Source organism: Sphingomonas sp. BL-S-28 (assembly GCF_055521515.1).
In genome coordinates this window covers 1,922,612-1,946,539 of record NZ_CM145483.1, presented here as the reverse complement: position 1 = coordinate 1,946,539, position 23,928 = coordinate 1,922,612, and the positions used below count along the sequence as shown (strand labels likewise).

The following is a 23,928-nucleotide window of genomic DNA, read 5'->3' as shown; positions in this document are numbered from 1 at the left end:
AATTACCAGCGGACGGAGACACCCGCACGGCCGCCAACGCCGCTGGAGCCCGAACCGGTAACGCCTTCCACCTTGGCGAAGGCGGACAGGCCCTGCGAAGAGCCCTGAATGCCCGCTTCCCAGCGCGCGCGGCCACCTTCGGAGGCATCGCGGAAGTAGAGGTCCTCACCGCCCGAAGACAGCGTGGCGCCGGGGCGACCGTTCAGTTCGCCTTCGTAGTTTACGCCGAGATAGGGCTGCAGCGCCCAGTCGCCCGCCTGCGTCTCGATGCCTGCCCGCACGCCTCCGCGTCCGTAGAAGCTCTGGACATGGTCGAACTTGGCGCCGACGCCGCCGGTCGCGGCAAAGCCATCAAGATCGGCATTGGTCCACGAAGCGCTGGCCGAAGGCTCCACGAACATCGTGCCGGTGCGGATGTGGTAGCCCGCCTCGATCTCCACGCCGTAGCTGGTGCCGTTCGACTTCGGCGCGCTGGCGCCGTTGCCAAGGTCGTACTTCAGCGAATAGCGATCCAGCTTGGCCAGCGCGTGGGCGAACAGGCCATCCTCGCTGCGGTAACGGGCATAGAGGCCCACGTTGCCGCCGCTCAGCTTGATCTTGTCACCCGTCGACTTCACCTTGCCGTCCTGCGAGACGTAGCCGCCGGTCACGCCCAGGCCCCAACCGGTGCCGTTGGCTGCCGAACGGCCCCAGTCGAGCCCGAACTGGCCGCCGAACCACGTGTCCCGCACGTCCAGATTCGGTGCGAAGCTGGTCGCGGTGCCCAGCACGGTTGCCGAATAGAGCGGACGCGAGCGGTTGGTCTCGCTGCCGCCCAGCACCTGACCCCAAAGCGCCACGCCGTCCTGCGGCGAAAGCGCGCGCATCTGTTCCGACCAGGCATCGCCCGAACGACGCCAGTAATGGCGCACTTCGGCACCGGTGCGGACCAGTTCGAAGGCCTGCGTGCTGGGCACGCCGACAAGGTCCAGATTGCCCGCCGCGTCGGTGACCAGCTGGTAATCGACGAAGCCCTTGTTCACCGCGCCGCCTTCAAGAACGAAGGCGCCATTGGCGATCGATGCGGCATTCACCAGACGAATGCCGTCGAAGTTGAACTTCGCGCCGGTGGCGCCGCTCAGGTCCTTGATGGCGATCGTGGTCGTGCCGGTAACGGCGCCGACATTCAGCTGGTCTGCCGACTGGGCAGCGCTGGCGCCCACCGCCGTCGAACCCAGGTTGGCTTCCAGCACCACGCGCGAATTGCCGCTGCCCACGAAGGCGGCGTTGCCCAGATCGAGCACGTCGCCGGTGTGGCCGTTGACAAGGCTGATCGTGCCGCTGTTGCGGAACGTGGTGACACCCGTCAGCTTCATCGTCGCGGCGGCGGCAGCGGCAGCGTTGATGTTCAGCGTGCCGCTGTTGGTCACCGTGGCATTGCCAGCAAAGGTGCTGTCGCCGCCCTGCGCGTTCCAGGTCCCGGCGTTGGTCAGCGCGGTGGAGGCCGTGTCGAAGGTCATGAAACCGTTGATCGTGCCATTGTTGGTCAGCGTGGCCGCACCGCCCGAAAGCGCGACGGCATGGTTGCTGTCCGCACCCACCGTGCCCGATAGCACGATGGTCTGGCCACCGGCCGCATCCGAAACCAGACCATAAGTTGCGCCTTGCAGCTTGCCCGTGCTGCCCTGCGTCACCGTGGCAGTGCCGCCGGTGGTCATGGCAAGGCCCGCACCCGTCTTGGAGACAACTGTGCCGCTGCTTGCCAGCGTGGCCGAGACATTGCCGCTGGTCGACGTCAGGCTGATGGCATCACCCGATGCTGCCGAAACGCTACCGGCGGTCAGCGCGATCGCCCCGCTGTCCGAGGTCGCGACAACGCCGCGCGAACCCGCGCCGGTAACCGCAACGGTGCTTACGGTGAGCGTCTGCGCGCCCGATCCGGTCTCGACGGACACGCCATCCGAGCTTGCCCCGCTGGTGGTGACGCTGGCGCTGTCGATGGTGATCGATCCGGCACCGCTGGCGCTGGCCGCAATGCCCAGAGAATTGGCACCGGTGGTCGAAATCGTGCCGAGGTTGGTCAGCGTGCCCGCACCGTCGACAACCGCGAAGGTGACGCCATTGGCATTGTCACCCTGGGTGGAGACGCCGCCGGTCGTCGTCGCCGCGGCGGTCGTGACGCTTGCCGCGACAGGCGCCGTGCTGGCTCCTACCGTGACCGACGTCGAGCCCGACTGCGATCCCTGCACCGAAACGCCCGTGGCACCCGTGCCCTGAGTGGTGACCGTGCCGAGGCTGGCGGTCAGGTTCCCATTCGAACCCGCACCGATCTGGGCGAGCGTCACGCCCGCCACATTATCGCCCGACGCCTGAACATTGGCCAGCGAGACCGAAATCGCGCCATTGCCGGTGCCGGCGACCGAAACGCCCGCGCCGCCGACGCCGTCGACGACAACCGAGCCGGTGTCCGCCAGCGTGATCACGCCGCTGCCCGACAGGCTGACGCCAAGAACCTGGCCGCCCGTGGCGCTGGCCGTGACATTGCCGAGTTGCACGGTCTGCACGCCGGTCATGCCGCTGGACTGGACGCCGGTGGCATTGCCCGTTGCCGAAACCGTCACGCCGGTCAGGGCATCGATAGCCAGTCCGGCGCCGTTGGTCGCCGAAATGCCGGTGGCGTCGGCAATGGCACTCGTGGCGGTGAGGCCGGCCCCAAGGTCGAGGCTGGCCGTGCCCGAGCCGTTGCCGAACGCGACGCCTGTCGCGCTACCCGCACCGTTCACGGCCAGGCCGCCGGTCAGCGTCACGCTCTGGTCGGTGCCGCCATCGATGGAAAGGCCGAATGCGGTGTCGCTGGCGCTGGTGACGGAAACGAGGCCGTTCGCCGTCAACCCGATCGCGCCGGTGTCACCCGCCAGATCGATGCCGGTGGCCGCGCCGGATGCCGAAACGGTGACCGGACCGGCAAACGAAACCGTCTGCGCGCCCGTGCTGGCGATCGCCACGCCCGTGGCGGTGCCCGCGGCAGACGCGGGATCGTTGGTCACGCTCAGGGCGCCGCCGAAGGCAATCTGCGCATCGCCGGCAAGGTTCGCGGTCAGACCGGTAGCGTCGGCGCCGTTGGCCGAAACCGTCATGCCCTTGGCCAGCGAAACGGCGGCGTCATTTCCGCCCAGCATCACGCCGGTGGCCGAACCACCCGTGGCGGCCACGGTGAAGGTGCCGCCGACGTTGAGGCTGGAACTGTCCGACGCGGCCACCTGCTGCACGCCGACCAGACTGCCCGATGCTCCCGTCAGATCGAAGGCACCGTCAAGATCGATGGTCTGCACCGTACCTTCGCTTTGCACGAATCCCTGCTGGAGTTCCGTACCGGTGAAATCACCCGCTACGGTCAGCGAGACGGGGCCGGTGGCATCGACCTGCAGGATGCCAAAGCCGCCACCGGAACTGGAGACGGCCAAATCGCCGTCAAAGCGCGCGTCCTGCGACGTGCCGCCCATCATGTAAGTCCCGAAGACCAGGTTGCTACCCGCGGTGACCGAGACGTCATCCGCCGACGTCAGCGAGAGCGCGCCGTTGCCGCTCACGAAGGCGCCAGCAGCATAAGTGCCGCCCTGAACGTTCAGGCCTTTTGCGAAATTCACCGCGACATCGCCGTCGCCCGACGCTGCGACACCGATGGCGGTATTGCCCGTGCTCGTTACCGTGAAGGCATCCGCGGCGTCGATCGAGACATTGCCCTGGCTGCCCTGCGCCTGCACGCCGTAGGTCGGCCCGGCACCGGATACTGTCAGCGCGCCATTCAGAGTAACGGCTTGGCTGGCACCATCGGTCAGGGAAACGCCGCTGCCCTGCCCGGCGCCGCCATCGACAGTGAGCGCGCCCGTGCCGGTTACCGACAGCGCGCCGCTGCCGCCTTCCAGGCTTACGCCCATGGCGCCGGTCGCGCCGACGATCGTCGCGCCATTGGTCAGCGAAACGGTCTGGTCGGTGCCATCTGCCAGCGACACACCGGTGGCCGTACCTGCCGTGCTGGTCACGGCCAGACCATTGGCGGCCGTAACGCCCAAGGCGCCGGTGCCAGCGGCAAGGTTGACGCCGATGGCGTCCGCCGATCCCGAAACGGTCGCGCCGCTGCCCAGCGTTACGGTCTGATCGGTACCATCCGCCAGCGAGACGCCGGTGGCCGAACCGGCCGAAGTGCTGACACTCAGGAGATTGCCGAAGTTCACATCCTGCGCGCCGCTCGCGCCGGAGGTGCTGACGCCGGTGGAATCACCGCCCGCCGCCGAAACGGTCAGTGCCGCGCCGGTGCCGCTCACCGCGATATCGACCGAACTGCCGCCGGTAACGTCAATGCCGGTCGCGCCGCCAGCAGTACTGGTGACGGAGAGGCTGGCCCCGGTGAAGCCAACCGAGACAGCATCGCTCGCCCCGCTCAGCACCACGCCGCTGGCATCGCCAGCTGCGCGGACCTCAAGGTCGCCGGAATAAGCAGTGCCGGCCACGGTGGCAGGCGCGAAGGCGACCGTCTGCGAGGTGCCGCCGGAAACCGAAACGCCGGTGGCGGAAGTCGTGCCGGTCACGCCAACATACTGGCCCGAACCGGTCACGCTGACCGCGCCGGCGGCGTTGGTTACCGCAAAGCCCGTGGCATCTGCACCCGAAACCGTGAACGTGCTGCCGGCATTGGCGCGCGTGGCGGCCATCGTCACATCGGTGCCCTGATCGACCGACATGCCCGTGGCGCTGCCGCTGGTGGAAGTAACCGAAAGCGCGCCGGTGTTCGTCAGCGTGCTGGTGCCAGCCGAACCGTTGCCGGTGACGGCAAGGCCGGTGGCGCTACCGGTGTTCGACGATACGGTGAGCGCCGCGTTGTTGGTGAAGACGAAGTTGCCGGCGCTCGGCAGGGTGCCGATGCCCACGGCGTCGGCACCGTCCGTGCTGACGGTCACGAGGTTGGAATTGGTGGCGGTCAGCGTGCCGCCGCCAAGGCCTTCCGCCCGAAGGCCGAAGAACTGACCGGCCCCGGCCGAATTGACCGTGACCTTGCCTTGATTGACGATGCTGCCGTCGGCGCCGGTGATGGCAAGACCCGCACCGACAGCGGAGCCTGCGCTCGACGGCTGGGTCACGGTGACCGTGCCATCGACGGCGTTGGTGATCGTGGCCGCACCGGTGCCGGTTGCGGCGGCCACGGCGCCGAGGGCACCGGCATTGACCGTGCCGTGATTCATGATGTCAGCGTTGCCGGTGCCGGAGGTCTGCGCCTCCAGGCCGGTCTGCGTGCCAGTGATCTTCGCCCCGTTGCGCACGCCGATCAGCGCGTTGTGATCCACCGATCCGTTGATGGAGACGGCGGTCGTCGTGCCCGTCGCATTGACGACGGCGGTGGCGTAGATGTCGATCTTCAGATTGGCGGGCGTGCCGTAAGTCGTCTGATCGTAGCTGATGCCGTTGGCGAAATCGGTGCTGTCGCTGATGCACGACGCCACATTGGGATCGGCCGAGGTGTTCGGCACGCCGCAGCTGGTCGGCACCACCGCGTGGGCGACGCCGGGTGCGAACATAACGAGGGTCAGCGCCGACGCGCCGGCCATGAGCTTGGTCTTCAAGGCAATTCTCCTGTTAGCGCAGTATCGTGGGCCGGGTCTGCGCAGACCCGGCCGAATTCGGTGAAAAGTGGAATGAAAGAGGCGTGGGCACGGCCGCAGTCCTGACGTCGCGGATCACATGTGGAACCGGACGCCGACCATGGCCGTCACGTCGTTGTAGCCCCTGCCCAGATCGGCCCCGATGCTGGCCTGCAGGTCGATATTGCGCATCTGCAACGTCGATCGCAGGTCGATCCGCCCGGTATTGGCCGCCGCCTGTGCACCCGAAGTGGTGAAGCGGTAGTTCGTCGCCCCGTCGAAAGCCGCGGTAATCGAACGATCCGGATCGAAGTCGTGGACCCAGGCCGCGCGCAGCGTGGTGACCAGCGCCTTGCCCGGCGACAGATCGACGCGGTTCGCCACGTTCGTACCCAGCAGGCTGCGAACGCGCGTCCAGTCCTTGGCGAAGAAGGCCAGTCCTAGCGTCGCGTTGTCCTGATCCTCGCCATGGCTTTCGACGAAGTTCGGCAGCGACAGGCGGGTGGCCTCGATGGCGGCGAACGGCTGGAACACCACATTGCCATTGCCGAACTGGCGGGCAACCTGGGCACGGCCGGACCATGCGTGCATCTTGAAGCTGCCCCGCGCCTGCACGTTTCCGTCGGCATAGAGCCACATGTCGCGCAAGTAGTCGGTGTTCGCCACGCTGTAGAGCAGGTCCGCGCTGAGCGTCCAGGCGCCGGGGTGGAAGCCGCCATAGGCGCCCACGGTATAGACCTTGGCCTTGCCCGAGGTGCTCGCCCCCGGAACCGAGAAGCTCTGCGGATCGAAGCCGAAGCTGGCGCCGATCACGCTGCGCGCGTCCGGGCGATAGTCCCAGCCACCCTGCACCACGTAGCCGTCGGTGCGCGTATCGTGCGCCCCGTCAGTTCCGTCGAGCCGCTGGCGGCCGCCCTGTGCCGACATCCACAGGTTGCCCAGCGGTTCCTTGCGCCAGGGCGCGGCGAACGTGCCCACGCGGCTGACGATCTGGTTGTCGATCACATCGTGGTTGTTGCCCACCGCGGTCAAAGCCGCGCTCTGCGCCGCAACCACGCCTTCGCCGGTCAGACTGTCGTAGACCGTGCCCAGCGCGCCCACCGTCGGGATCGAGATGATCGCGGCGGCCGTCGGCGCGAAGGCGTCGGTCGGGGTCTGCTGGATCTGGTCGAGCACGCCGCCGATCATCGACTGGCGGGCGCTGAGCCCGGCCGGTGCGAATTCGATCGTGTAACGGATCGCCTGCTGCGTGGCCGAGGGGTAGTCGAGCGCGAAGCTTGCCACCGCCGAATTCGGCGCGACCAGCGTGACCGAATCCTGCCCGGTGATGCCCCCGGCCGCCTCCAGGATCACCGCCTCGTTCGCCCCGGTCCGGGCATAGCCCAGATTGAGGAGATTGGTGGTGACCTTGCCCGCCAGCACTGCCGCACCGGATACGACGACCCGGTCCGCAGTGTTCGACTTCATATCAAGGTCGAGGTTGTATTCGCTCTGCGCCGTCAGGGTCAGGCCGCCGCTCACCGCCAGTTGCGACACGACGCCGCCACCGCCCGGATTGAGGATGCCCGAGTTCACGAACGAGCCCGAACCCACGTTGACCAGCGAACCGGCCAGGAAGATCCCGCCATTGACGTTGGTGAAGCTGCCGACGCCGTCACCCAGGTCGATCGAGCCGACGATGGTGCCGGAGTTGACGATCGTGTTGTTGCCGCCCTCCGCATAGATGACCAGGCCTTCCTGCCCGTCCATGGTCTGCAGGTTGCCGGAGGTGGTCACCGTGTTGTCCGCGCCGCCCAGCAGCGAGACGGCATGGCCGCCCAGACCGCCGACGACGTTGACCGCGCCGATGTTCAGCGCGATCGCGCTGCCGCCAAGCCCGCCGGTGCTCTGCGCGACAAGGGCGCTGGAACCCGCGCCGGTGGTCACCACATCGGCGTTCACGGTAAGGTTCACCGCATTGCCGATGCCGGAGCTGCCGAGCACGCCGGTGCCCGAACCCACGGCCGCGCCGCCGCCGCCAACCGACTGGACGACCACGCCATTGGCATTGGCGCCGCTGGTGCGGATCGCCGCACCCACGGTAACGTCCACCACGCCGGCATCGACGCCGTTGGTGATCGCCGCGGTTTGGGCGATGGAGGCCATGCGCGCCGCACGCAGCGTGCTGACCGCACCGGCGTCCACCACGTCCAGCGTCTGGACCGAGCCATCCGCGCCAACAATGGAAGCCGCGCCGCCGCCGCCGCCGATCGACTGCACCAGGAGTGCCGTCGATCCCGCGCCGGTGGTGGTGATCGTCTTGTTGATCGCCACCGAAACGTCGCCGCCGCTGCCGGTCGCGCCGTTCGATGCGCCCAGCGTCAGCGTGCCATCCGCGTTCGCACCCACGGCGCTGACGTAACCGCCGCCGCCGCCGATGGACTGCACCACGACACCCGCCGCGCCCGCGCCGGTGGTCTGGACACGTCCATCGAGGGTAAAGTCGATGGAACCGCCCGAACCGCTGGCCGCGCCGCCAAGGTCCACGTTCGTGACCGTGCCGGTGCCGCCGGTATTGTCGAGGGTCGCGAGACCGCCGCCGCCACCGATAGATTGCACGAGTACCGCATTGGCGCCGGTGCCGCTGGTGACGACATCCGCCTTCTGGTCGAGCGTGATATTGCCGCCATCACCGCCCGCACCGCCGGTCGCACCGGCCGCAAGGGTGATGTCGCCCAGCGCGCCGCCTTCCATCGAGGACAGCGTGGCGACACCGCCGCCGCCGCCGATCGACTGGACGACGAGGGCCGAGGCGAGATTGCCCGAAGTGCCGATGGCGCCGGTGGAGCTGGTGAAGGTAATGTCCCCACCATTGCCCGCCGTCGTCTGCGCGCCGCCGACGGTGAGCGAAGCCCCCGCCAGCGATCCGTCGGCAAGGCCAAGCGCCATGGTGCCGACACCGCCGCCGCCGCCGACCGACTGGGCGAGCAGGCCGAGAGCCCCGTCGCCTTCGGTAACGATGGTCGCGCTGTTGGCGATGGTCACTGCCGCGCCCGAACCGGCCGAGTCCCCGCTGCCGCCGACAATGGTGGACCAGACGGCATCGCCGCTGCCGAACACCACGTCGCCGGTGACACCCTCGGTGCCGCCGCCGCCGCCGATGGACTGCGCCGCGAAGCCGATGGCGCCTGCGCCCTTGGTCTGGACTTCGTTGGCGTTGGTCACATCGATGACGTTGCCGTCACCCGCGACGCCGCCGGTGCTGCCCAGTTGCAGGGTCAACCCGTTCGAGCCGACTTCCAGCGGATCGGGCACGGAGAGCGCCACGTTGCCGCCGCCCGCGCCGATCGCCTGGGCCAGCAGGCCGTAGGAAAGCGCGCCCGCCGTCTGGAGCACACCGCCCGAGAGGTTGACGACGACCTTGCCCTGCTTGCCGCTGATCCCTTCGCCCTGCGCGCCCAGCGTCAGGTTCACGCCGTCGAAGGCGCCTGCCTGTGCCGCGATGGCATAGGCCGACTGGCCGCCGCCGCCCGCGATGGACTGCGCGAGGACCGCGATGGAATCGTCCGCCATGGTGACGATGCTGCCGGTGGAAGTGACGGTCACGTCACCGCCATCGCCGCCCGCACCGCCGGTGCCGCCCACTTGCGTGTTCAGCGAACCGCCGGTGACTGCCAGCGAACCGGTGAAGCCGCCGGCACCGCCGCCGCCGCCGATCGACTGCGCCAGTATGCCGACCGAGGCTGCGCCTTCCACAAGGATCGTGCCGCTGTTGGTGACGGTGATGTCACCGCCATTGCCGCCCGCGCCGCCGCTGCCGCCGAGTGCGGACGTCATGCCGCCAAGCCCGGTGCTGAGCGTGCCGGAAACGACCATTCCCGCCGTACCGCCGCCGCCGCCGATGGACTGCGCAAAGACGCCGTAGGACAGATCGCCCTTGGCATCGATCACGCCGCTGTTGCTGACCGTGATCGTGCCGCCGTCGCCGCCGGCCCCGCCCGAACCGCCAAGGCTCGTCGTGGTGGAGCTGCCGGTGCTGAGCGAGCCGGAGATGGACATGCCGCCAAGGCCGCCGCCGCCGCCGACCGACTGCGCGAAGACACCGATGGAGTTGGCTTCCAGCGTCTGGATCACGCCGCTGTTGGTCACCGCGATGTCGCCGCCATTGCCTCCACCGGCACCTGCGCCGCCGATGGACTGGCTGATCGCGCCGCCCGCGCCGACGGAAAGCCCGCCCGCAAAGCCGCCCGAACCGCCACCGCCGCCGACCGACTGGCCGAAGACCGCGACCGAACCCGCGCCCTGCGCCAGCACGTTGCCGGCATTGGTCAGCGTGATCGCGCCGCCGTTGCCGCCACCGCCGCCGGAGCCTGCGCCCAGCGCCGAATTGACCGCGCCGCCAGTGGCGATCGTGCCGTCGACCGCAAAGCCGCCCGAACCGCCGCCGCCGCCGATCGACTGGGCGAAGACGCCGTAAGACAGATCGCCATCGACCACCACGGTCGCGCCCGCGGCATTGGTGACGCTGATCGCGCCGCCGTCACCGCCGGCTCCGCCCGAACCGCCAAGCGTGTTGGAAATGCTGGAAACCGCACCGTTCGCCGCCAGCGAGAAGCCGCCAAGGCCGCCGCCGCCGCCCACGGACTGGGCGAAGACGCCCGCCGCATTGGCTCCGGCCGCATGGATCTGGCCGCTGTTGCTGACGGTAATATCGCCGCCCTGGCTGGCATCGCCACCGGCCCCGCCGATGGTCGACCCGAAGGCACTGTCGCCCGATCCGGTGAGACCGCCTGCGAAGCCGCCGGCACCGCCGCCGCCACCGATGGACTGGGCGAAGACCGCAACGGCCCCGGCGCCCAGCGTTTCGATAGTGCCGCCGTTGGTCAGCGTGATCGCGCCGCCAAGGCCGCCGCCACCGCCAGCGCCGCCGCCGATGGTCGACTGCGCATCGCCGGTGAGCGCCACGGTCGCGCCGGCCGCGAAGCCGCCGTTACCGCCGCCGCCACCGATCGACTGTGCCTGGATACCGTAAGCGAAGGCGCCTTCGGTGTAGACCGCGCCGCTGGTGTTCACGGTGATGTCACCGCCGATACCGCCCGCGCCGCCGCTGCCGCCGATCGTGTCGGACACGGCATCCATCTGCGAAGCCGCGCCGCCGACGGCAAAGCCGCCGACACCGCCGCCACCGCCGACCGACTGGGCAAGGATCGCCACCGCCTGATCGCCGGCCGTCGCCACGAGGCCGCTGTTGCCGACGGTGATATTGCCGCCTGCGCCGCCGTCGCCGCCGGCTCCACCGACCGACGAACTGGCCGAAGCGCCCTCGGCCGAGAGACCACCGCCGGCTGCGAAGGCACCGGCACCACCGCCGCCGCCGATCGACTGCGCGAAGATCGCGATCGAGGCGTCGCCCAGCGTGACGACTTGCCCCGCATTGTCGATGGCGATCGTGCCGCCAAGGCCGCCGGCTCCGCCGATGCCGCCGCCGACGCCGTTCTCCACGTCGTCACCCAGCGCCAGCGCGCCGCCGGCCGCAAAGCCGCCCGCACCACCGCCGCCGCCGACCGACTGCGCGAAGACGCCGTAGGAGATCGCGCCATCGGTCTCGATCTTGCCGCCAGCCGCGTTGCTGACGGTGATGTCACCGCCGTCGCCCGCCGTGCCGCCGTCTCCGCCGACCGCCTGCGAAACCGCGCCGGCCTTGGACGCCGCGCCGCCGGTCGAGAAGCCGGCGACACCGCCGCCGCCGCCCACCGACTGCGCGAAGAGTGCCGTGGCATTGCTGCCCAGCGTCAGGATCGAACCGCCGTTCTCCAGCGTGATCGTGCCGCCCGCACCGCCTGCGCCGCCCGAACCACCGATCGTGTTGGAGGTTGCCCCGCCCTCGGCCGAGAGACCGCCGCCGGCTGCGAAGCCGCCGGCACCGCCGCCACCGCCGATGGACTGCGCGAAGACCGCAATGGCGCCCTCGCCCGCCGTCTGGATCGCGCCAAGGCTGCTCAGCGTGACATTGCCGCCGATACCGCCGCCGCTGCCCGAACCGCCACCGACGCTGGAGTCCACGTCGCCTTCGAGGCTGAGCGCGCCGCCAGCCGCAAAGGCGCCCGAACCACCGCCGCCGCCGACCGACTGTGCGAAGACCGCGTAGGAGAAGTCGCCCAGTGTGGTGATCGAACCGCCCGCGCCGTTGCCGATGGAGACTTCGCCGCCGTCACCGCCGGCTCCGCCGCTGCCGCCCACCGTGTTCGAGGCGCTGTCCGCCTTCGAGGCGCTGGCGCCGACCGAGAAGCCGCCGGCACCGCCGCCGCCGCCCACGGACTGGGCATAGACCGCCGTGGCATTGGCGCCTTCGGTGCGGATCGAGCCGGTGTTGACCAGCGACACCACGCCGCCGGCACCGCCCGCGCCGCCGACGCCGCCAACCGAGTTGGAAGCCGCGCCGCCTTCGATCGTGAGGCCGCCGCCCGCCGCGAAGCCACCGGCGCCGCCGCCGCCGCCAACCGACTGCGCGAAGACCGCGATGGAGCCATCTCCGGCCGTGCCGATCTTGCCGGCATTGCTCAGCGAAACCACGCCGCCGATGCCGCCGCCGGCACCGTCGCCCGCGCCGACCGACGAATTCGCATCGCCCTCAAGGCTCAGCGCCGCGTCGGCCGAGAAGCCGCCCTGACCGCCGCCGCCGCCGACAGACTGCGCGAAGACCGCGTAGGACAGCGTGCCCAGCGTGATAACGGCGCCGTTCGCGCCATTGGCCACCGAGACTTCGCCGCCGTCACCGCCCGCGCCTCCGCTGCCGCCGACCACGGTCGAGGCGCTGTCCGCCTTCGATGCGGAGGCACCCACGGCAAAGCCGCCCTTGCCGCCGCCGCCGCCGACCGACTGCGCGAAGATTGCCGTCGCATTGGCGCCTTCGGTCTGGACCAGGCCATCGGTGGTGATCGAAACCACGCCGCCGGCACCGCCCGCGCCGCCCGAACCGCCAACGCTGTCCGAAGCCGAACCGCCTTGTGCGGTCAGGCCCGCGCCCACCGCAAAGCCGCCGGCACCGCCGCCGCCGCCCACGGACTGGGCGAAGACCGCCACCGAACCCGCACCCTTGGTCGCGATCGTGCCGGTGTTGTCGAGGCTGACGAGGCCGCCTGCGCCGCCGCCGCCGCCGCTGCCGCCGCCCACGCCGGACTCGGCATCGCCTTCAAGGCTGAGGCCCGCGCCGGCCGCAAAGCCGCCCGAACCGCCGCCACCGCCGACCGACTGCGCATAGACCGCGTAGGACAAGTCACCATCGGTCGTGATCGTGCCGCCATTGTTGGCGATCGTGACGTCGCCGCCCGCACCTGCCGCGCCGCCGCTTCCGCCGACGAGGTTGGAGGCCGCATCGGCGCTGGCTGCTGCCGCACCGGCGGAGAACCCGCCCGCGCCGCCGCCGCCGCCCACCGACTGAGCCAGGATCGCGGTCGCGTTGGCGCCCAGCGTCTGGATCGTGCCACTGCTGGTAACCGAAACGAGGCCGCCGTCGCCGCCGCCCGCGCCTTGGCCGCCCACGGCATTGCTGGCCGCGCCGCCCTTGACGCTGAGGCCGCCCGAAACGGCAAAGCCGCCCGAACCACCGCCGCCGCCGATGGACTGCGCCAGCACCGCCAGCGAGCCGTCGCCGCGCGTGCCGATGTCGCCCGCGTTGTTGATGGACACTACGCCGGCCGAACCGCCCGCGCCGCCCGAACCCGCGCCCACGGTGGAGCTGGCATCGCCTTCGAGGGCAAGGCCCGCGCCGACCGAGAAGCCGCCGGAACCGCCGCCGCCGCCGATCGATTGCGCCTGCACCGCGATGGACATCGCACCTTCGGTCACGATCGTGGCGTTCGCCGAGTTGACCAGCGTAACGTCGCCCGCCGAACCCGCCGTGCCGCCGTCTCCGCCGATGGAGCTGTTCGCCGCGCCGCCCTTGGCGAGCGCACCGCTGACCGCGAAGGCGCCGTTACCGCCGCCGCCGCCGATCGACTGCATCAGCACCGCCGTTGCGTTGGCGCCCTGCGTCAGGATCGTGCCGTCGTTGTAGAGCGAGACCGTGCCCGCCGAACCGCCGCTGCCCGCGCCGCCGCCAATGGCATTGGAAAGCGTGCTGTCGCTGCCGCCGGCAAGGCCCGCGCCCACCGCGAAGCCGCCGGAGCCACCGCCGCCGCCGATCGACTGCGCGAAGACCGCCACGGCACCGTCGCCGCTGGTCTGGATCAGGCTGTAGTTGTTGACGCCGACATTGCCGCCGTCACCCGCCGCGCCGCCGGCGCCGCCGCCGACCGAGGAGGTCGCCCCTTCGGACAGCGAGAGCGCGCCGCCCGTGGCGAAACCGCCCGAACCGCCGCCACCGCCGATCGACTGGGCAAGAATGGCGTAGCCGAAGTTGCCGGTGGTCACGACCGTGCCGGTCGAGCCATTGGCCACTTCCACCGTGCCACCGTCACCGCCGGCGCCGCCGCTGCCGCCCACCGCGTCGCTGGCCGATGCCGCCTTGGAAGCGGATGCGCCCAGCGAGAAGCCAGCCGAACCGCCGCCGCCGCCGATGGACTGCGCAACGATCGCTACCGAGCGGTCGCCCAGCACCTGGATATTGCCGGTGGTCACCACCTTCACGCCGGCCGCATCGCCGCCGACGCCGCCCGAACCGCCAAGGCTGTTGGCCACGGATTCCGAGGTGGAGGAGATCGAAAGCGAGCCGGAGAAGCCGCCCACGCCGCCGCCGCCGCCGATCGACTGCGCCACGACGCCGTTCGATGCCGCGCCGAAGGTGTAGATGTCGCCAGTGTTCTGCACGGTCACCATGCCGGCGTTCTGGCCCGAACCACCCGCGCCGCCCGTGGCGCTGGAGGCCGCCTTTTCGCCCAGCGCCAAGGTGCCGGCCACGGCAAAGCCGCCCGAACCGCCGCCGCCGCCGATGGACTGCGCCAATACGCCGTCCGACAGGGCGCCGTGGGTCTGGATCAGCGCGCTGGTGGAGACGAGGACATTGCCGCCCACTCCGCCATCGCCGCCCGAACCGCCGGTGACGGCACTGGCGCCCTCACCGTCCGATGCCGCCGCCAGGCCGAGCGAGAAGCCGCCCACGCCGCCGCCGCCGCCGATCGACTGGGCGACCACCGCCGCCGAGCCATTGCCCAGCGTACCGAGTGCGCCGCTGAGCGTCAGGTCCACATTGCCCGCGTCGGAACCGATGCCGCCCGCACCGCCGACCGAGCTGACCGCCGCGCCGCCGCCCAGCGCCGCCGCCAGACTGCCCGAGAAGCCGCCCGCGCCGCCGCCGCCGCCGATCGACTGGGCCAGCACCGCATTGGTGGCATCGCCCGAAGTCAGGATCTGGCCGGCCGAAACGACCGTGACATTGCCCGCCGCATTGCCCGCACCGCCCGCGCCGCCAACGCTGTCGGAAGCGCCCGAGCCCTTGGTGGCAATCGCGCCGGAGACCGAGAAACCGCCGGTGCCGCCACCGCCGCCGATCGACTGCGCCACGATGCCGCGGCTGTGATCGCCATCGACCTTGATGTTGCCGATCGAGGTCACGCTGACATCGTCGGCCGAACCGGACGATCCGCCCGCGCCGCCGGTGGAGCTGGAAACCGCGTCCGCACCCGAAAGCGCCAGGCCCGCGGAGACCGAGAAGCCGCCGTTGCCGCCGCCGCCGCCGATGGACTGGGCGACGATGCCGGTGGAATTGGCGCCGTGGGTGAAGATGTCGCCGGTATTGGCCACGTCCACGGTGCCGGCATTGCCGGCCGATCCACCCGCGCCGCCGCCGATGGTGGAGTTTGCCTCACCCTCAACGCTCAGCGCGCCGCCGACCGAGAAGCCGCCCGAACCGCCGCCGCCGCCGATCGATTGCGCCAGGATCGCGCCCGATTGCGCGCCGAACGTCTCGATGCCGCCGGTGTGGGTGACCGAAACGTCGCCCGCGTCGCCTGCCGAGCCGCCGTCGCCGCCGGTCGATTCCGCCGTGGCGCCGCCGCTGCTGGACAGCGCCGCGCCCACTGCGAAGCCGCCCGCGCCGCCGCCGCCGCCGATCGATTGCGCCAGCAGCGCCACCGATGCTGCGCCCTTGGTGACGACATTACCGTCCACCGCGACGCTGACGTTACCCGCATTGCCCGAGGAGCCGCCGGCGCCGCCGCCGGTCGCCGATTCCGCATCGCCTTCGATCGAGGCCCCGGCGCCGACGGCAAAGCCGCCCGAACCGCCGCCACCGCCGATCGACTGCGCGACGACGCCGCGCGCCTGCGCGCCGTCGGTCTGGATATCGCCGTCAACCGACACGCTGACCGAACCGGCATCGCCCGAGGAACCGCCCGCGCCGCCGGTCGAATCCGACGCCGCACCGCCCGAGGAAGAGAGCGCTGCGGAGACCGAGAAGCCGCCGACACCGCCACCGCCGCCGATCGACTGGGCCAGCACGCCATTGGCTGCCGCACCCGACGTGATCACCGTGCCGGTCTGGTCGACCGTAACGTCCGAAGCCGAACCGGCCGCGCCGCCCGCGCCGCCGCCGACGCTGGACTTCGCATCCGAATCCATCGAGGCGCCAAGGCCCACGGCAAAGCCGCCGACACCGCCGCCACCGCCGACCGACTGGGCGAAGATGCCGTTGGCCGACGCACCCGTGGTCTGGATATCGCCGTCATGGCTGACGGAAACCGTGCCCGCGCTGCCGCCCGCGCCGGCCGAACCGCCGACGCTGGTGCTGGTCGCCCCGCCTTCGAGGCTGAAGCCCGCACCGACCGAGAAGCCGCCCGAGCCGCCGCCGCCGCCGACCGACTGCGCGAAGATGCCGTTCGAATTGGTGCCGCTGGTGACGATCGTGCCCACGTCGGACACGAACACGTCCCCGCCGTCGCCGGCCGTGCCGCCTTCGCCGCCACCGACGCTCGATTCCGCATCGCCCTTCATGGATGCGCCAAGGCCCACGGCAAAGCCGCCGTTGCCGCCGCCGCCGCCCACCGACTGCGCCAGAATGCCGTTCGCATTGGCGCCGCTGGTGCCGATGTCGCCGGTGCGGTCCACGGTGACGGTACCGGCATTGCCGCCGCCGCCGCCCGAACCGCCTACGCTGTCGCTGGTCGCCGCACCGTCGAGGCTGAGGCCCGCGCCGACCGAGAAGCCGCCGTTGCCGCCGCCACCGCCGACCGACTGTGCGAAGACGCCGTTGGCCTGATCGCCGAGTGTGACGATCGTGCCGGTTCCGGTCACGGTCACATCGCCGGCGTCCGAACCGGTGCCCGCGCCGCCGCCGCCGACCTTGGAATCCGCGTCGCCCTTGATCGAAACGCCAAGGCCCACGGCAAAGCCGCCGTTACCGCCGCCGCCGCCGATCGACTGGGCCAGGATGCCGTTGGATCCGGTGCCCTTGGTCTGGATGTCGCTGTCGGCATGGACGGTGACATTGCCTGCCGTCGCACCGCCCGCACCGGCGCCGCCGACGCTGGTGGAGGACGAGCCGCCCTCGCTGGAGAAGCCCGCGCCGACCGAGAAGCCGCCGTTACCACCGCCGCCGCCGACCGACTGCGCGAAGATGCCCGCTGCCGCTGCGCCTTCGGTCCAGATCGTGCCTTCGGTGGTGACCGAAACGTCGCCCGCCGTGCCGCCCAGCGAACCGTCGCCGCCGCCAACATTCGATTCCGCATCACCCTTCAGCGATACGTCGAGGCCCACGGCAAAGCCGCCCGAGCCGCCGCCGCCGCCAACCGACTGCGCGAAGACGCCGTTGGAGCCGTCACCCTTGGTGGTGATGCCCTCACGCGCGATGACCGTGACGTTGCCGGCGTTGCCGCCCGAACCGCCGCCGCCGCCAACGCTGTCGCTGGTGGAATCGCCTTCCGCGCTGAAGCCCGCGCTGACCGAGAAGCCGCCGGTGCCGCCGCCGCCGCCGACCGACTGCGCCAGCACGCCGTTGGATGCGGCGCCTTCGGTGTAGATCGCGCCGGTGGTGTCTACGCTGACATCGTCCGAATTGCCCGCCGCGCCGCCTTCGCCGCCGCCGACGCTCGAAGACGCATCGCCCTTGATCGAAACGCCCGCGCCGACCGAGAAGCCGCCGTTGCCGCCACCGCCGCCGACCGACTGCGCGAAGATGCCGTTGGCGATATTGCCGGTGGTCTGGATCTTGCCGACGTTGACGACATCGACGGTGGACGCATTGCCGCCTGCGCCGCCGCTGCCGCCCACCTGGTTGGACGAGGCATCGCCCTCGCCCGAGAATGCGCCGCCGACCGAAAAGCCGCCGGAACCGCCGCCGCCGCCGATCGACTGCGCGAGGATGCCGTTGGAACCCGTTCCCGATGTGACGACGGAATAGTCCGCGATGCCTGCATTGGCACCCGCCGTGGCCGAGACGCTGACCGTGCCGGCATCGTTGCCGGTGCCGCCATTGCCGCCGACGCTCTGCGTATCGGAATCGCCCTTGGCCGAGAGGCTGGCGCTGATCGAGAAGCCGCCATTGCCGCCGCCGCCGCCGACCGACTGCGCGAAGATGCCATTCGCGATTTCGCCGGTGGTCTGCACGGTGCCGAGGCTGGTCACATCGACATTGCCGGCAAGGCCGCCGCTGCCGCCAGTGCCGCCGCTGCTGCTGCCGATGGACTGGCCCTCTACCGTGGCCGACGCGGTCAGGCTGAAGCCGCCGTTACCGCCGCCGCCGCCGATGGACTGGACCTGGATGCCCGCCGCAAGGTTGCCCGAAGTGTAGACGTTGCCGGTCGAGCCGAGGGTGACGTTGCCGGCCGTATTGCCGGTGCCGCCCGAACCGCCGATGCCCACGGCCACGGCATTGCCGACCGAGAGAGAGAGCGCGCCGGCGAAGCCGCCATTGCCGCCGCCGCCGCCCACGGACTGCGCGAAGAGCCCGACCGAGCTGGCGCCGCTCGTCGAAATATCGCCGGTGCTGATCAGCGAGACGTCGCCCGCCTCGCCGCCCGAACCACCTTGGCCGCCCACGGCGACCGAGGCCGAAATGCCGTCGCTGCTGGCCGTCAACGTGCCGGAAACGGCAAAACCGCCGTTACCGCCGCCGCCGCCGATCGACTGCGCCAGAATGCCGTCCGCCTGATCGCCCAGCGTGGTGATGTTGCCTGCGGAGACGACCGAAACCGCCTCACCCTTGCCGCCGGAGCCGCCCTTGCCGCCCAGCGCCAGTGCTGCAGAGGCGTACTGCGCGCCCGCAACCGCGACGGAGAAGCCGCCGTTGCCGCCGCCGCCGCCCACGGACTGCGCGAAGATGCCGTTGGACAGCGTGCCTTCGGTGTAGATGTCGCCGGTGTTGGCCAGGGTGACGGTGCCCGCGTCGTTGCCGGTGCCGCCGGTGCCGCCGAACGACAGGGCCGCCGCGCCGTACTGCGCGCCCGCAACGCTGGCGGAGAAACCGCCATTGCCGCCGCCGCCGCCGATCGACTGCGCGACAAGGCCGCTCGACTGGTCGCCCTGCGTGGCGATCTGGCCGGTGGAGGTGAGCGTTACGTCGCCCGCCGTGCCGCCCGCGCCGCCATTACCGCCGAAGCCGATAGCAACCGCGCCGTACTGGCCGCCCGCCGCGCTGACGCTCCAGCCGCCGTTGCCGCCGCCACCGCCGATGGACTGGACTTGCGCGCCCGCGCTGAAGTCGCCCTTGGTGACGATGTCGCCGGTATTTGTCAGGTCCGCGTCGCCCGCCGCACCGCCGGTGCCGCCCTTGCCGCCGAAGCCGAGGGTCGCCGCGCCGTACTGCGCGCCCGCTGCGCTGACCGAGAAGCCGCCGTTACCGCCGCCGCCGCCGACCGACTGCGCGAAGAGGCCCTGCGAATAGTTGCCCTCGGTCCAGATATCGCCGGTGGAAATGAGCGTGACGTCGCCCGCCGCGCCGCCCGTGCCGCCGTCACCGCCAAAGGAGAGGGCAACGGCGCCGAACTGGGCGCCCGATGCAGAGATCGCGAAGCCGCCGTTACCGCCGCCGCCACCGATGGACTGCGCGCGCACGCCGGCAGAGAAGTCGCCCGAAGTCGTCAGGTCGCCATCGGAAATGGCCGAAACGTCGCCCGCCGAACCGCCGACGCCGCCGGTGCCGCCCATCGAGAGGCTGACCGCACCGAACTGGCCGCCCGCCGCCGAAATCGCAAAACCGCCGTTGCCGCCGCCGCCGCCCAGCGACTGGGCGAAGATGGCATCGGCATTGTTGCCCAGCGTCTGGATGTCTCCGGTGCTGTCGATGCTGACATCGCCCGAAGAGCCGCCGTCGCCGCCCTTGCCGCCGAACGAGGCGGAGATGCCGCCGCCCTGGCCGCCCGAAGCGGCGATGGCGCCGCCGCCATTGCCGCCGCCGCCGCCGACAGACTGCGCGAACAGGCCCTGCGAACTGTCACCCTCGGTCAGGATATTGCCGGTGCTGACCAGCGTGACCTTGCCGGCCGTGCCGCCATTGCCCGCGCCGCCACCGAAGGCCAGCGATGCGCCGCCTGCCCAGCCGCCGCTGGCCGAGATCGCCAGGCCGCCATTGCCGCCGCCGCCGCCGACCGATTGCGCCAGAATGCCGGCCGCTGCCGCGCCCTGCGTCCAGATGCCGCCGTCGGAGGTGACCGAAACGTCGTCGCCATCGCCGCCGTTGGCGCCCGATCCGCCCATCGACAGGCCCGCCGCGGCAATCCCGCCGCCGGAAATCGCTGCCGAGAAGCCGCCGTTACCGCCGCCGCCGCCGACCGACTGGGCCAGGATGCCGTTGGACAGATCGCCAACCGTGGTGATCGTGCCGGTGCTGTTGACGGTGACCTTGGCGCCCTTGCCGCCGTTCGCGCCGCTGCCGCCGAAGGCCGCCGACATCGCGCCGATACCGCCAGCCGAGCCGGAGACAGCGAAGCCGCCATTGCCGCCGCCGCCGCCAACCGACTGCGCGAAGATACCGTTGGCGCTGACGCCCTCGGTCGAAAGGTCGCCCGTGGAGGAGACGGTTACGTCGTCGCCCGCACCGCCGTTGCCGCCGCCGCCGCCGAAGGTCAGGCTGGCCGCGCCCGCCGCGCCGCCGGCAAGGCCAACGGCGAATCCACCGTTACCGCCGCCGCCGCCGACGCTTTCGGCAAAGATCGCGTCCGACTGATCGCCCTTGGTCGAGATATTGCCGACCGAGACGACCTTGACGGTCGAACCGTCCGAACCCGCGCCGCCAACGCCGCCGAAAGTGGAGCTGATCGCGCCGACGCCCAGCGCCGCGCTGCCGGAAAAGCCGCCATTGCCGCCGCCGCCGCCGACCGACTGCGCGAAGATGCCGCGCGACTGCACGCCCTCGGTCGAGATGGTGGTCGCGCTTTCCACGTCGACCAGACCGCCCGCGCCGCCGGAGCCGCCGGTGCCGCCATAGCTCATCGCCAGCGACGCGCCGAGCGAGGCACTGGCCGCCAGCGAGAAGCCGCCGTTGCCGCCGCCGCCGCCCACCGAACTGGCGAAGATGCCGTCCGAAAGGTCGCCCTTGGTGGCGATGGTGCCCTGCAGGCCCACGCGCACCGTGCCGCCCGAACCGCCGGAGCCGCCGCTGCCACCGAACGCGATGGAGGCGCTGCCGCCCACGCCCACCGATGCCGACAGCGCAAAGCCGCCGTTACCGCCGCCGCCGCCGACCGACTGGGCCAGCAGGCCGGTCGACCGATCGCCGAAGGTCTCGATATAGGCCGCGCCCATGCTGGAGCTGGCCGTGGTGCAGGCGCTGTTGGTGTTGACGCAGATGTCGCCGCCGGCACCGCCGCCGCCGCCGGAACCGCCAAAGCCGGCCGAAATGAACGCGCCGGCCGCAACCGCCGATCCGCCATTGCCGCCGCCGCCGCCGACCGACTGCAGGAAGATCGCGGTCGCATCGTCGCCCGATGTGGAAACGAGGCCGGTCTGGTTGAGAACGACCTTGCCGCCCACGCCGCCGTTGCCGCCGTCACCGCCGATGGCGAGCTGGCCGCTGCTGGAGCCGCCGTTGCCGCCGCCGCCGCCGATGGACTGGGCGATGATGCCCAGCGCGCCGTCGCCCTTGGTGGTGATCGTGCCGCTGTTCGATACGGTGACGATGCCGCCGTTACCGCCGCCGCCGCCGGAACCACCGATCGAGATCAGGCCGGTCGAGCTGCCGCCGTCGCCGCCGCCACCGCCGACCGACTGCGCCTGGATGCCGATGGAGCGAACGCCCGAGGTCGAGATCGAGCCGCCGTTGCTCACCGTGACATTGCCGCCGGGGCTGGTGCCCGATCCGCTGCCGCCGATCGCGGCCAGGCCGGTGGAATTACCGCCCGAACCGCCGCCGCCGCCCACCGATTGCGCGAAGATGCCGCGCGCATAATCGCCGGTGGTCTTAAGGGCGCCGTCGTTATCGATGATCACGGTGCCGCCAAGCCCGCCGCTCGCGCCCGAGCCGCCAAGGCCGACCAGACCGACCGAGCCGGAGCCCGAACCGCCGCCGCCGCCCACCGACTGCGCGAAGATCGCATCGGCCCAGTCACCCGAGGTGGTGATCGAGCCACCAGAGGTCTGCGTCACCTGCACCAGGCCGCCATTGCCGCCGCCCGCGCCCGATCCGCCGAGCGAGACGAGGCCGCCGGTACCGGCCGCCGAACCGCCGCCGCCGCCGATCGACTGCGCGAAGATGCCCTTGCCCGAATAGCCGGTGGTCACCATCGTCGCGCCGGAGGACACGAGTACGGTATTGCCGTTGCCGCCGCCGGCACCGGTGCCGCCCAGGGCCGCGAGGCCGCCGCTGACGCCGGCATTGCCGCCGCCGCCGCCGATCGACTGGGCCAGAATGCCGTAAGAGCCGATGCCCGCCGTCGAAACGAAAGCGCCTTCGTCGATGCTGACGTTGACGGTGCCGGCGTCGCTGCCCTGGCTACCCGAACTGCCCAGCGCCACTGCGCCGATCGTCGTGCCGCCATTGCCACCGCCGCCGCCCACGGACTGCGCGAAGAAGGCGTGGGCGTAGTCGCCGGTGGTCTTGGTGGAGGAATCGGAATCGGCGGTGATCGTGGCATTGCCACCGGGGCCGCCTGCGCCGCCCGAGCTGGAATCGGCGAAAACGCCGCCGCTGGTGCCGCCGCTGCCGCCCGAACCGCCGATCGACTGTGCCAGCACGCCATGCGCGCCGTAGCCAGAGGTCTGGACGACGCCGTCCTGGTTGACGAGGACGTCACCGCCCTTGCCGCCGAAGCTGCCGCCGCCGCTGGAGGCGACAAGGCCGAAGCTGTCACCGCCGCTGCCGGCGGTACCGCCAAGGCTCTGCGCCAGAATGCCGATCGAACCGGCACCGCTCGTCGCGACGCTGCCGTTGTTGGTTACCGCTGCATTGCCGCCCACGCCCGGCGAACCGCCGCCCGAACCGCCGCCGGAAAGCCAGCCGTCGCCGCCGGCGCCGCCCTTGCCTGCCGAACTGCTGACCAGAATGCCGTAAGCATTGGTGCCGGTGGTGACGACGCTGGCATTGCTGACCAGATTGACGTTGCCGCCCACGCCGGCCGTGCCGCCAGTGCCGCCGTCGGATCCCAGATAGCCGTCGCCGCCGTTACCACCGTTGCCGCCGATGCTCTGGACGATAACCGCCGCAAGCCCGCTTGATTGCGAGCTGATCGATCCGTTGATGGTGTCGGTGATGTTCGGGCCGTTGGAGCCCGAACCGCCGTCTCCGGCGGAAACGAACAGCAGGCCGATATGCCCGTTGCCGCCGCTGCGGCCGCGCTGGACGTTGCGGTAGACACTGTCACCGGGATTGCTTGGCAGCGCGATCGTGTCCGCACCGGTGGCATTGGTCGCCGGGGCGATCGAGGTGACCGCGGAATTGTCGCTGATCTTGTCGTTGGCCGAGTTCGAGAGCTTGACCGAGGTCACCGTCCCGTCCCCGTCCTTGGTCACTTCGGTGACGGTGTACGTGGTGCCCGAAACGTCGAAGGTCTGGCCCACTTCATCGGCCAGCAGGATGACGTTATCGGCATCCGTCTTCACTTGCGCCGGGGAAAGCACTTCCGTGACGGTCTCGAACGCGCCGGTCAGCGGGTTCTTGATCTGCGCGCCGACTTGCGGCGTGACGATGGGAGCCGGCGTCGGGGTGGGGGTAGGCGTCGGCGTCGGGGTGGGCGCGGCGGACGCGGCCACCGGGACCGTGCCGCCCAGAACCATCAACGCCGCCAGAGTGGCGGCGGATGCAGTCATGCGAAGCTTTCGCGCCCCACCCGTTCCGGCGACGCGGATTGCCGCCCCGTTTTCGGTACCGGCGCGGCTGGTCGCCTCGCCTTCGGTGGAACGGCCGGCGAAAGTTTCGAAGATGTTCAAGGTAAGCCCCCCCGGCTCTGGACCGGTAATCCGCTCCGCC

Annotated in this window: 2 protein-coding genes; both read right to left on the bottom strand. The window is 71.0% G+C overall.

Going from position 1 to position 23,928, the window contains the following annotated elements; all coding sequences use genetic code 11:
* Positions 1-2 precede the first annotated feature (2 nt).
* Entirely contained in the window at positions 3-5,597 is a 5,595-nt protein-coding gene (locus tag ACZ1JC_RS08170; protein WP_465140041.1) for a hypothetical protein, read from the bottom strand.
* A 114-nt stretch (positions 5,598-5,711) separates the two neighbouring features.
* A complete protein-coding gene (locus ACZ1JC_RS08165) occupies positions 5,712-23,888 on the bottom strand; it encodes a hypothetical protein (RefSeq protein ID WP_465140042.1) in 18,177 nt (6,058 codons plus the stop codon).
* Positions 23,889-23,928: the final 40 nt, after the last annotated feature.